The sequence below is a fragment of the Methylobacterium aerolatum genome (assembly GCF_022179085.1).
Classification (GTDB): Bacteria; Pseudomonadota; Alphaproteobacteria; order Rhizobiales; family Beijerinckiaceae; genus Methylobacterium; species Methylobacterium aerolatum.
The window spans coordinates 16,659-27,889 of sequence record NZ_BPQE01000016.1 but is presented as its reverse complement, the minus strand read 5'-3'; the positions used below and the strand labels follow the sequence as shown (position 1 = coordinate 27,889).

11 protein-coding genes are annotated in these 11,231 nt (G+C 70.2%); 6 read left to right on the top strand and 5 right to left on the bottom strand.

Going from position 1 to position 11,231, the window contains the following annotated elements:
- Positions 1 to 5: 5 nt before the first annotated feature.
- Both MFF06_RS11340 and MFF06_RS11335 read left to right on the top strand, forming a co-directional pair.
- Entirely contained in the window at positions 6 to 752 is a 747-nt protein-coding gene (locus tag MFF06_RS11340) for a MauE/DoxX family redox-associated membrane protein (RefSeq protein WP_238203848.1), read from the top strand.
- Between the two features lie 164 nt (positions 753 to 916).
- Positions 917 to 1,117 (top strand): hypothetical protein, encoded by a 201-nt coding sequence (locus tag MFF06_RS11335; protein WP_238203847.1) that lies wholly within the window; start codon positions 917 to 919, stop codon positions 1,115 to 1,117.
- Positions 1,118 to 1,196: 79 nt separating this feature from the next.
- On the opposite strand, the gene MFF06_RS11330 is transcribed toward MFF06_RS11335, so the two are convergent.
- The 5 genes from MFF06_RS11330 to MFF06_RS11310 all read right to left on the bottom strand — a co-directional run bounded on the left by MFF06_RS11330 (position 1,197) and on the right by MFF06_RS11310 (position 7,221).
- Positions 1,197 to 2,051 (bottom strand): PPC domain-containing DNA-binding protein, encoded by an 855-nt coding sequence (locus MFF06_RS11330; protein WP_238203846.1) that lies wholly within the window; start codon positions 2,049 to 2,051, stop codon positions 1,197 to 1,199.
- Positions 2,048 to 3,466, bottom strand: coding sequence for an FAD-binding oxidoreductase (locus tag MFF06_RS11325; RefSeq protein ID WP_238203845.1), 1,419 nt, complete (start codon positions 3,464 to 3,466; stop codon positions 2,048 to 2,050). The genes MFF06_RS11330 and MFF06_RS11325 overlap by 4 nt, the downstream gene beginning before the upstream one ends.
- 55 nt (positions 3,467 to 3,521) lie before the next feature.
- Positions 3,522 to 4,823, bottom strand: coding sequence for an MFS transporter (locus tag MFF06_RS11320; protein WP_238203843.1), 1,302 nt, complete (start codon positions 4,821 to 4,823; stop codon positions 3,522 to 3,524).
- A gap of 542 nt (positions 4,824 to 5,365) precedes the next feature.
- Entirely contained in the window at positions 5,366 to 6,694 is a 1,329-nt protein-coding gene (locus MFF06_RS11315) for an MFS transporter (RefSeq protein ID WP_238203842.1), read from the bottom strand.
- 83 nt (positions 6,695 to 6,777) lie between these two features.
- Positions 6,778 to 7,221, bottom strand: coding sequence for a DMT family transporter (locus MFF06_RS11310; protein ID WP_238203841.1), 444 nt, complete (start codon positions 7,219 to 7,221; stop codon positions 6,778 to 6,780).
- A gap of 285 nt (positions 7,222 to 7,506) precedes the next feature.
- Between MFF06_RS11310 and solA the strand changes: the two genes are divergently transcribed.
- From solA to MFF06_RS11290, 4 genes are all read left to right on the top strand, one after another.
- Complete coding sequence (gene solA, locus MFF06_RS11305; protein ID WP_238203840.1) at positions 7,507 to 8,676, top strand: N-methyl-L-tryptophan oxidase; 1,170 nt, start codon at positions 7,507 to 7,509, stop codon at positions 8,674 to 8,676.
- An 82-nt stretch (positions 8,677 to 8,758) separates the two neighbouring features.
- Positions 8,759 to 9,601 (top strand): transporter substrate-binding domain-containing protein, encoded by an 843-nt coding sequence (locus MFF06_RS11300; RefSeq protein WP_238203839.1) that lies wholly within the window; start codon positions 8,759 to 8,761, stop codon positions 9,599 to 9,601.
- Between the two features lie 37 nt (positions 9,602 to 9,638).
- Positions 9,639 to 10,388 (top strand): amino acid ABC transporter permease, encoded by a 750-nt coding sequence (locus MFF06_RS11295; protein WP_238203838.1) that lies wholly within the window; start codon positions 9,639 to 9,641, stop codon positions 10,386 to 10,388.
- The gene (locus MFF06_RS11290) at positions 10,385 to 11,230 is read left to right on the top strand and encodes an amino acid ABC transporter permease (RefSeq protein WP_238203837.1); all 846 of its coding nucleotides are present in this window, start codon (positions 10,385 to 10,387) and stop codon (positions 11,228 to 11,230) included. Before MFF06_RS11295 ends, MFF06_RS11290 begins: the two co-directional genes overlap by 4 nt.
- Position 11,231 lies beyond the last annotated feature (1 nt).

The window sequence follows — 11,231 nt, the reverse complement described above, 5'->3', positions numbered from 1 at the left end:
AACCCATGTCGTCACCGGCCCGCAAGGCCGTCCTCTATCGGATGGTCACGCCCGAGCACACCTGTCCCTATGGCCTCAAGGCCAAGGACCTCCTCGAACGCCAGGGTTTTGCGGTCGAGGATCACCTCTTGACCGACCGGGCGGAGACCGACCGCTTCAAGGCGGAGCACCAGGTCAAGTCGACGCCGCAGACCTTCATCAACGGCGAGCGGGTCGGCGGCTTCGACGACCTCCAGCGTCATTTCGGAAAGGCCGCGAACGACCCGAACGCCACCACCTACACGCCCGTCGTCGCGGTCTTCTCGATGACCGCGCTGATGGCGCTGGCGGCGAGCCACGCCGTCTACGGCACGCCGTTCACGATGCGGGCGGCCGAGTGGTTCATCGCCTTCAGCATGTGCGTGCTGGCCCTCCTGAAGCTGCAGGACGTGGAGAGCTTCTCCTCGATGTTCCTGGGCTACGACCTGCTGGGCCGGCGCTGGGTCCGCTACGCCTACGCCTACCCGTTCCTGGAGGGTATCGCAGGCGTGCTGATGGCGGCGGGCGCCCTGGACTGGATCTCGATACCTGTGGCCCTGTTCATCGGCACGGTCGGGGCGGTCTCGGTGTTCAAGGCGGTCTACATCGACAGGCGCGACATCAAGTGCGCCTGCGTCGGCGGGTCGAGCAAGGTGCCGCTCGGCTTCGTCTCCCTCACCGAGAACGTGATGATGGTGGCCATGGCCCTCTGGATGCTGGCCGCCCACCCCTGAGCACCGCCCAGGCCACCCCTCGAGACCACCCCGTCGCCCCTCGCGGCGCGCCCCGGAGCGGGACGAGACCGGCCCCGGGAACCGACGTGCCCCGGCGCCGTTGACCTCGCACATTGGATCTGTTCTAATTCTCAACAGGACGGACGACCCCACAGGAGCGAGACATGGCTGACGCCCACTGCGAGAGCTGCAAGTTCTTCGACGAGCACAAGAGCAACGGTGCCGCGGCCCAGGGCGATGCCGGGCTGTGCCGCTTCAATCCGCCGGTGAGCCAGCCGGCGCCGGAGTCTAAGGGCCTGTGGCCCGTCGTCTCGTCGAGCGACTGGTGCGGCCACTTCACCGCCGAGATGACGGCGGCCGAGTAAGCGACCTCCTCCGCCCCTTCGCGGCGGATGGCCGGGCCAGCCTTCGGGCTGGCCTTTTTTTTGGCGAGACGGCCGCCCGTTAGTCCTCGACCACGCAGAGTTCGCCCGTGATGCAGACGGGATTGCCGGGGGCGAGGCGGCCTTCGTGGAGCGTGCCGTCCATGGCGACGAGGGCGATGTCGAGGGCGATGTCCTCGCCGTCGGGGCCGAGCCGCACCCGGCCGCGGTCCAAGAAGACTTCGGTCGCGGGCGAGGCGACCTCGCGCCCGTCCGCGAAGCGGGCGCCGACGAGGCTCCCCACGCCGTGCACGGAGGCCGAGGCGATGCCGTGCTCTCGGCAGGCCGCCAGAATGGCCCCGTCGAGGGGCTCGTTCGGCTGCACCTTCAGGAGCAGGAGGCGCCGGGCCGGGCCCGCGTCTCCGGTGGCGACGGGCGTGAACAGCGAGAAGTTCGTCTCGGCATCGGGCAGGACGCGGAAGAGCGCGTCGCCCGTGCCGAAGGCGTGGGCCGCGATCGGCTCGCGCACCACCGTCTCCTGGGGCATCACGTGCCCGCCCCGGCGGCCCTGCGCCTCCCGCCAGAGGGCATGGCAGTGGATGAACGGTGCGCCCTCCCGCTCGCCGAGGATGGCCACGCCGCGCTCGAACCCCGTGCGTCCCGGCGGGGTGTGCGGGGCGCTGTAGAAGGCGGCGTAGCGCGGGTCGGCCGAGAGGGCCGGCGTCACGTAGGTGAAGGGCCAGAGCGCGCCGCCCGACAGGGCGACGACGCCCCCCGTGATCCCGGCTCGCCGCAGGGGGCCGGTGATCGCGGCCTCGAGCGTCAGGCCGGGCGCAAGGGTGAAGGCGGCCTCGCGCACGGCGCCCCCGGCGGCGAGCCATCGCTCCGGCCGTGCGGGTCCCGGCTGCCGGAGGCGGCGCGGCGCGGGCACGCTCACGGGATGAGCTTGCCCGGATTCATCAGGTTCTGCGGATCGATGGCGCGCTTCAGCGTGCGCATGAGCCCCAGCGCCTCCGGCCCGTGCTCGCTCTCCATGAAGCGCATCTTCTTTTGGCCGATGCCGTGCTCCCCCGTGCAGGTGCCGCCGAGGCTGAGCGCCCGGGCGACGAGCCGGTCGAGGAAGCCCGCCACCGCCGCCATCTCCTCCGGGTCGGCGGAATCCACCAGCGGCAGGGAGTGGAAGTTGCCGTCGCCCACATGGCCGGCGATGGGCGCCGTGAGGCCGCTCTCGGTGATGTCGCGCTTCGTCGCCTCCACGCATTCGGCGAGCCGCGAGATCGGCACGCAGACGTCCGTCGACATGTTCTTGATCGTCGGGCCGGGGCGCAGCGCCACCGCCGCCCAGTACACGTCGTGGCGGGCCTGCCAGAGGCGGGAGCGCTCCTCCCCCTGTGTCGCCCAGTCGAAGGGACCGCCGCCGAGATCCTGCGCGATCTCGCCGAACCGCTCGGCCTGCTCGCGGGCGCCGGCGTCCGTGCCGTGGAACTCCACCAGCAGGAGCGGGGTCTCAGGCAGGGAGAGCTTCGAGTAGCGGTTGCAGGCGGCGACCTGCACCTCGTCGAGGAGTTCGATCCGCGCCACCGGGATGCCGGACTGGATCGTCAGGATGGTGGCGTCGCAGGCCGCCTTGATCGACGGGAACGGGCAGATGCCCGCCGAGATCGCCTCCGGAATGCCATGGAGGCGGAGCGTGATCTCGGTGATGACGCCGAGCGTCCCCTCCGAGCCGATCAGCAGCCGGGTGAGATCGTAGCCCGCCGAAGATTTCCGCGCCCGGCGGGCCGTGGTGACGATGTCGCCGTTGGGCATCACGGCGGTGAGCGCCAGCACCGCATCCTTCATCGTGCCGTAGCGGACGGCGTTGGTGCCCGAGGCCCGCGTCGCCGCCATGCCGCCGAGCGTGGCGTCCGCCCCCGGATCGATGGGGAAGAACAGGCCGGTGTCGCGCAGGTGCTCGTTCAGCTCCTTGCGGGTGATCCCGGCCTGGACCGTGCAATCGAGGTCGTCGGCGTTGACGCTGACGACCCGCTTCATGCCGCTCGTGTCGATGGAGACGCCGCCGAAGGGCGCGTTGACGTGGCCCTCCAGCGAGGTGCCGACGCCGTAGGGGACGATTGGCACGTCGCGCTCCGCGCAGGCCCGCACCACCGCCTGCACCTCCTCGGTGGAGGCCGGGTAGACCACGAGGTCCGGCGGTTCGCAGGGCGCCCAGGTCAGCTGGTTGGCGTGCTGCTCGCGCACGGCCCGGCCCGCCGCCACGCGCTCGCCGAGCAGGGCGCGCAGGACATGGCCGAGGTCCGCGATCGTCGCCTCGTCCGGGCGGGGCCGCGACACGGTGGCGAAGGCGTTCATGGGCGGCTCCGGTGGGTTCGCTTGTCGATGGGCTCCGGCATGGGCGTCCCCCCGGCTATTGCGCCGCCTGGGCGCCCGGCGCGGGCGCCCGTTCCAGGCGGCTATCGTGGCGCAGGCACAGCACCGTCGCCATGGCCGCGAAGCCCGCCCCCGCGATGAGGAGGAGCCCGCCCGTGAAGGTGCCGGTGGCGTCCTTGATGGCCCCCACCGCGTAGGGCGCGGCGAAGCCGGAGAGGTTGCCGAGCGCGTTGATGATGGCGATGCCGCCCGCCGCCGCCGCACCGGAGAGGTAGGCGGTCGGCAGGGTCCAGACGATGGGCAGGCCGCCGAAGATGCCGAAGGCCGAGACGCTGAACAGGGCGATCTTGGCATAGGGGTCGGCGACCAGCGCCGCCGCCGCCGTCCCGCCCGCCGCGAGCAGCAGCGCGAAGGCGACATGCCCCTTGCGCTCGGCCATCCGGTCGGAGGAGCGCCCGAGCACGGCCATGCCGACGACGCCGATGGCGGCGGGGATCAGGGTCACGAGGCCGGTCTGGAAGTTCGTAAGGTCGAACCCCTTCACGATCTGCGGCAGGAAGAAGCTGAGCCCGTAGAGCAGCGCCACGTTGCCGAAATAGACGAAGGCGACCGCGAGCACGCGCCCGTCGGTGAGGGCTTCGCGCACGCTGTAGCTGCGGGCCGATTCCCGCGCCCGCCGCTCGTCCGCGAGGCGCTGCACCAGCCATGCGCGCTCGTCCTCCGGGAGCCACGCGGCCTGCTCCGGCCGGTCGGTGAGGAATGCCAGCACGACGCCAGCGAGAAGGACGGCGGGCAGAGCCTCCAGCACGTACAGCCATTGCCAGCCCTTGAAGCCCAGCACCCCGTCGAGCCCGAGCAGCGCCCCCGAGAGCGGCGAGCCGATGACGCTGGAGAGCGGGATCGCGATCATGAAGGAGCTGATGATCCGGCCGCGATAGCGCGAAGGAAACCACAGGGTCAGGTAGAAGATGATGCCGGGGAAGAAGCCCGCCTCCGCCGCGCCGAGCAGCAGGCGCACGGCGTAGAAGCTCGTCTCGCCCACGATGAAGGCCATCGCCCCCGAGAGGAGGCCCCAGGTCAGCATGATGCGGGCGATCCACACCCGCGCCCCGACCCGCTCCAGGAACAGGTTCGAGGGCACCTCGAAGGCGAAGTAGGTAAGGAAGAAGATGCCGGCGCCGAGCCCGTAGGCGGTGGCCGAGATGCCGAGGTCCTTGTTCATGGTCAAGGCGGCGAAGCCGACATTCACCCGGTCGAGATACGAGATGAAGTAGCAGACGATGAGCAGCGGCAGGAGCCGCCTGCTCACCCGCCGGATGGCGCGCGCTTCCAGATCCATGACCGGATCTCCCCTGAAACTCGGGCAGGACGCATCGGCGCGCCGGCTCGGGCCGGGTCTTCGCCCGGTTCGCTCCAGCCATACGCCCGCGGGCGCGCGCGTCATAGCCGCCCGCGCGGGCTTCGGCGGCGACCGTCGCCGTGCGGCGCCCCCCGTCCCCTGGCCCGGACCGGGGGGCGACCCCTGCCCCCCTGGGCCGGATCCTTGAATGCCAACCCTCCGATGCGTCTCGACTGAATACGGAATCTTCCTCCGCGGGCGGCAACCTTTGTCGCACCCCGGAGTATTCCCCACCCTCTCAGCATAAATGACTGAGGGGGTTACGACAGACGGCGCCTGCGTCATTCCGGGCCTGAGGCCCGCAGGATCAGAGCCGCCGACCGCTTGGGAGGGTGTCGATCATGCATTGGACCGCTGTCCTGCTGGCAGGCTATGCCGCCGCCGTTCTCGAATTGAAGCGGCTCTGCGACGACGCGCCCTCGGCTCCCGACGACGTACCGGATGCCCTCTGAGAGCGCACGGACCGGCGGTTTCCCGGCGGCTCATGACACCCGCCGCTGACCCGCCGTGAGGGTTGGGGCGGGCGAGCCCCCGGCGGCGGCGGGATGGGTGGCCCGGCGGTAGATCAGGAGGGTCGCCACGAGGCCGCAGGCGCCGCCGAAGGCCATCCACAGACCGGGCGCCGCGCGGTTGCCCGTGGCCTCGATCAGCCAGGTCGAGACGAGGGGCGTGAAGCCCCCGAGCAGGGCGGTCGCCAGCGAATAGGCCAGGGAGAACCCCGCCGTACGCACGCTCGCCGGGACGACCTCCGTCAGCGCCACCACCATCGCGCCGTTGTAGCTGCCGTACAGGAACGAGAGCCACAGGAGTGCGATCAGCATGTGGCCGAAGCTGGCGTCGGCCGTCAGCCAGACGAGGACGGGATAGGCGGTCAGCAGGGTGAGCGCCGAGAACACGAGGAGGATCGGCTTGCGCCCGACCCGGTCGGACAGGGCGCCCATCACCGGCAGCCAGAACAGGTTCGAGAGGGCGGTGCAGAAGGTCACGAGCAAACTGTCGGCATCCGACAGCTTGAGGACGTTCTTGCCGAAGGTCGGAGTGTAGACGGTGATCGTGTAGAACGAGATCGTGGTCATGCCGACGAGCAGCATCCCGAGCAGCACGATCTGCCAGTTGCGGGCGAGCGAGCCGAACACCTCCGTCATGGACGGCCGATGCTTGCGCGCCAGGAACTCCTCGGTCTCCTCCAGCGAGCGCCGGATGTAGAACAGGAACGGCACGATGGCGCAGCCGATGAAAAACGGGATGCGCCAGCCCCAGCCGTTCATGTCGGCGGGTGTCAGGATGCCGTTGAGGACGAAGCCGATCAGCGCGGCGACCATGATCGCCACCTGCTGGCTACCGGACTGCCAGGAGACGTAGAAGCCCTTGTTGCCGGGGGTGGCCATCTCCGCGAGGTAGACCGACACGCCGCCGAGCTCGACGCCGGCCGAGAAGCCCTGGAGCAGCCGTCCGACGAGGACGAGGAAGGGCGCGAACAGCCCGATCGCGGCGTAGCCGGGCACGAAGGCGATGAGGATCGTGCCGGTGGCCATGATGCCCAGCGTCACGATCAGCCCCTTCCGGCGGCCGATGCTGTCGACGTAGGCGCCGAGGAAGACGGCGCCGAGGGGGCGCATCAGGAATCCGGCGCCGAAGGTCATGAAGGTCAGCATGAGCGAGGCGAACTCGTTGCCGACCGGGAAGAAGGTCTTGGAAATGTAGGTCGCGTAAAAGCCGAACAGGAAGAAGTCGAACATCTCCAGGAAGTTGCCGCTGGTCACGCGTAGGACTGTGGCAACCTTGGAGCGCGACGGGCTGGCCTCGCTCATGGCTCACCTCCCTCAGGCTTCGGACCGGGGCGACCGCCTCACCGGGGGCGGCCTCGAACCGATCCGTCCGATCGAGGGGCCGGTCAGAACAGTGCCACGAGGGCGACGCCGCCGATCATCAGGACGGCGCCGAGGATCCGCCAGGCGCTCGCCGGGTGTTCCTGGAAACCGACCCAGCCGTAATGATCGAGTACGATGGAGGCAAGCACACCCACGGTCACGATGATGCCAAGGAAGGAGGCGGCGCCGATGGCCGGGGACGCGAAGAGCTGCGCGAGGATCACGAGCGCGCTCAGGAACCCGCCGAGCCACGCCCACCAGGGCACGGCGGCCACCTGCTGCACGGTGGGTACTTCGAGCTTGCCCGTGGCGAGGCCGCCGACGAGCAGCACGGTCGTGCTCACCAGGAGGGTGATGAGCCCGGCCGTGATCGGCAGGGTGAGCGACTTGGCGAGGGTCGCGTTCTGGCCGGGCTGAATCGCGTTCGCGAGGCCGGCGGCGATGGTGAGACCGTAGAGGTACAGCATGTCCCCTCAAGCGCCGGCGGGGACCGCCAAGATCCGGCGCGGCCCCCGATTCCCTTTGACGCGGCCCCTCGGGGCCGGGTTCGACGGCGGTGACGCCGGCCCGGCCCGTGCATGGGCCGGGATGCCCGCGCGGATGCATCCATGCTAGGCCCTTCCCCGAGGCGAGGGCCCGCCGCCCCCGTCTCCACCCGCCTGCCTCGATCGAGATCGCTTCAGGATGCCCGGCCCCGCCGCTCCACGCCGCCCCGACAGGACGCCTGCCGCCCCGCCCGCCGGGGGGCGCCGATGAGCCGCCGGTTCGACGTCGCGGTGCTCGGCCTCGGCGCCATGGGCAGCGCCGTTCTCTATCAGCTGGCCAAGCGCGGCGCCGCGGTGGTCGGTCTCGACCGGTTCGCGCCGCCCCATGCCCTCGGATCGAGCCACGGCGAGACGCGCATCACCCGGCAGGCGGTGGGAGAGGGCAGCGACTACGTGCCCTTCGTCGTCGCCTCGCACCGCATCTGGCGCGAATTGGAGGCCGAGACCGGCGAGACCCTGCTGAATGCCTGCGGCGCCCTCGTCATGGCGCCGGGCCACGGCGTGTCCTCCCACCACGGCAAGCCGGACTTCGTCGGGCGATCGATCCGCGCGGCGGAGGGGGCGGGGATCGCCCACGAGGTCCTCGACGGCGCCGAGGTCGCCCGCCGCTTCCCGCAATTCCTCAACCTCGCCGGGGACGAGAAAGCCTATTACGAGCCCGGCGGCGGGTTCGTGCACCCGGAGCGCTGCATCGCCGCGCAGCTTCGCGGCGCGGGCGCGGCGGGCGCAGAGATCCGGACCGGCTGCGAGGTGCTGGCCCTGCGCCAGGAGGCCGAGGGCGTGCGCATCGAGACCGCCGACGGCCCGATCCTCGCCGACCGCGCCGTGGTGGCGGCGGGCGCCTGGACCGCTCCCCTGCTCGGGAGCCCCTTCGACCGGCTGCTCACGGTCCGGCGCCAGCTCCTCCACTGGTACGCGCTCGCGGACGGCACCGCCTACGGGCCGAATGCGCCGGTCTTCATCTGGATGTACGGCACCGGCGACACGGACTACCTCTACGGCTTCCCGCCCCTGCCGGGGGAGGGCGCGATCAAGGTCGCGACCGAGCAGTACAGCAGCGTGACCACCGCCGACTCCGTCGAGCGGCAGGTCGGCCCGGACGAATCCGCCGAGATGTACCGGCTGCGGGTCGCGGGGCGCCTCGCCGGCACGACGCCGGAGGTCGTGCGGGCGGCGGCCTGCCTCTACACGGTGACGCCGGATCGCGGCTTCATCATCGACCGGCATCCCGACACGGACCGGGTGCACGTGGTCTCGGCCTGCTCCGGCCACGGGTTCAAGCACTCGGCCGGCATCGGCGAGGCCGTGGCGGCCGACCTCGCCGGCGGCGCCGGACGGATCGACCTCTCTCCCTTCGCGGTGACACGCTTCGCGTAAATCATCGCGCTTGGCTCGTGGCATGGCTCGTGGATTGCTTCGAACCGTGCGAAGATCAGCGCAAGCGAACAGGACCGACCCGATGCGCCAGACGATCCGCACCCTCCTCGGCACCGGGACGCTCGCCGCGCTCGCGGCGGTCCTGATCCTCGCGGGCCCCGGGCGGGCGGAGGCCGCCGACGGGGTGGAGGCGATCAAGCAGCGCGGCACGCTCATCGTCGGCACCAAGGCGGATTACCGGCCCTTCGGCTTCCGCGACCCGAGCGGAGCGATCATCGGGCTGGAGCCCGATCTCGCCGCCGACATCGCCAAGCGCCTCGGCGTGAAGCTCGAACTGGTGCCGGTGGTCTCGGCCAATCGGATCGAGTTTCTGCAGCAGGGCAAGGTGGACATGCTGATCGCCACCCTGTCCGACAAGCCGGAGCGCCGCCGCGTCGTGCAGGCGATCGATCCGCAATACTATTCCGACTTCGTGAACGTGCTTCTCCCGAAGAAGTCCGGCATCACCGATTGGGCGCAGCTCAAGGGCAAGCCGCTCTGCGCGACCTCGGGGGCGTGGTACAACAAGGACGTCGCCCGGACCTACGGGGCGGAGATCATCGCCTTCGACGGGTCCGAAAAGCCGCTCTTCGCCCTGAAACAGGGCAATTGCATCGGCTACGTCTACGACCAGAGCATGTTGCAGGGAAAACTCCTCGATGAGGACTGGAAGGCCGACTACGCCCTGCCGCTGAAGGGCATCCTCGATGCGCCATGGATGATGGCGGTGGCGCAGGGCAACACCTCGCTCCAGGCCGTGGTCGAGGCCGCGACGAAGGACTGGATGAAGACCGGCTTCATCGTCGAGGAAGAGAAGAAGTGGGGCATTGAGCCGACCGCCTATTCGAAGGCGATGCACGAGAAGTACAAGAACGCCACCAACTGATGCGCCCCCGTCCGACGAGCCCGACCGTCAGGCCGCGATGATCGAGGCGATCCAGGCGTGGTTCCAGCGTCTCTACGAGACGACGGGATTCAATTTCACGGTCTTCTACGATCCGTACGACTTCGACCGCTACGTTGCGGGCCTGCGCACGACGCTGCTGCTGGCGCTGAGCACCATCCTGGCGAGCCTCGTGATCGGCGCCGTCGGGGCGCTCCTTCAGAGCGGGCCGTCTCGCCTGCTCCGGGGTCTGGTCAACGGCTTCGTCGTGGTGTTCCGCAACACGCCGCCGCTGGTACAGATCTTCTTCTTCTACTTCGGCCTCGGCACGCTCCTGCCGGACCTGCGCACCGCCGACGGCCTGCGCACGCCGATCCTCACCAACGTCCAGTGGGCGATCGTCTCGCTCTCGCTCTTCGCGGGGGCCTTCAACGTGGAGATCTTCCGCTCCGGCATCGAGGCCGTGCCGAAGACCACCATCGAGGCCGCCGAGGCGCTGGGCTACACGAGGGTCGGCGCCTACCGCCACATCGTCCTCCCGCTGGCCCTGCGGGTCTGCCTGCCGGCGCTCAACAACAACCTGATCAACCTCTTGAAGACGACGACGCTGGCCTACGCCATCGCGGTCCCGGAGACGCTCTACGCGGTCAAGCAGATCTGGTCCGAGTCACAGAACGTCCTGGAGATGATGCTGGTGCTCCTCGCGACCTACGCCGTCCTCGTCGGCCTCCTCGTCTGGATCATGCACCGCTGGGAGCGGGCGCTGCGCATCCCCGGATACGGCCGGTGAGCGCGGGCGAGCCGCAGCGCCCCGGCACCTTGCCGGTGCTGTTGCCCTTCGCGCCGTCGCGCACGCCCGCGCCGGCGCGGCTGCGGCCCGTCCACGGCTGGCTGCTCTGCGGGCTGGCGGCCCTGGCCCTCCCGGCCTGGGCGCAGGGAGGCGCGGCCGCGCCCTCGCCGCTGGAGGTGGTGATCAAGTGGGCGCCGCTGCTCCTGACGGGCTTCGCCTTCAACGTCGCGATCTCGCTGATGGCGATGGCGATCGGCACCCTCGCCGGCACCGGCCTCGGCCTCGCCATGCTGGCCGAGAACCGGGTGGTCTCCGCAGTCGCGTGGGGCGCCACCCAGGTCTTCCGCAACGTGCCCTGGCTGGTGCTCCTGTTCTTCGTGATGTTCCTCGTGCCCTTCCAGATCACGGTGTTCGGGCTCCGCCTGCCGCTGCCCGATTGGGTGAAGGCGACCTTCGGCTTCAGCCTGCCGGTGATGGCCAACGTCGCCGAGATCGTGCGCGGGGCGGTGCGCTCCGTGCCGGACACCCAGTGGGAGGCGGCCGAGTCCCTGGCCTTCACCCGGCGGCAGACGCTCTGGCGGATCATCCTGCCGCAATGCCTGAAGCGAATGCTGCCGCCCTGGATGAACGTCTACTCGCTCATCGCCATGGCCACCGTGCAGGCCTCCATCGTCGGCGTCACCGAGATGCTGACGCTGACCGCGCAGGTCCACGCCGCCGAGGGCGGGCGCCCGGAGCTCTTCGCCCCGCTCTACGGCTTCGCCCTGCTCTGCTTCTTCGTCTACTGCTACCCGATCGACCGGCTGACCGCCCGGCTGGAACGCCGCTTCGAGACCCGCTGAG

Coding starts and splice junctions, on each gene's coding strand:
- MFF06_RS11340 (WP_238203848.1), top strand. CDS start 6: ATGTCGTCACCGGCCCGCAAGGCCGTCCTCTATCGGATGGTCACGCCC.
- MFF06_RS11335 (WP_238203847.1), top strand. CDS start 917: ATGGCTGACGCCCACTGCGAGAGCTGCAAGTTCTTCGACGAGCACAAG.
- MFF06_RS11325 (WP_238203845.1), bottom strand. CDS start 3,466: ATGAACGCCTTCGCCACCGTGTCGCGGCCCCGCCCGGACGAGGCGACG.
- MFF06_RS11320 (WP_238203843.1), bottom strand. CDS start 4,823: ATGGATCTGGAAGCGCGCGCCATCCGGCGGGTGAGCAGGCGGCTCCTG.
- MFF06_RS11315 (WP_238203842.1), bottom strand. CDS start 6,694: ATGAGCGAGGCCAGCCCGTCGCGCTCCAAGGTTGCCACAGTCCTACGC.
- MFF06_RS11310 (WP_238203841.1), bottom strand. CDS start 7,221: ATGCTGTACCTCTACGGTCTCACCATCGCCGCCGGCCTCGCGAACGCG.
- solA (WP_238203840.1), top strand. CDS start 7,507: ATGAGCCGCCGGTTCGACGTCGCGGTGCTCGGCCTCGGCGCCATGGGC.
- MFF06_RS11300 (WP_238203839.1), top strand. CDS start 8,759: ATGCGCCAGACGATCCGCACCCTCCTCGGCACCGGGACGCTCGCCGCG.
- MFF06_RS11295 (WP_238203838.1), top strand. CDS start 9,639: ATGATCGAGGCGATCCAGGCGTGGTTCCAGCGTCTCTACGAGACGACG.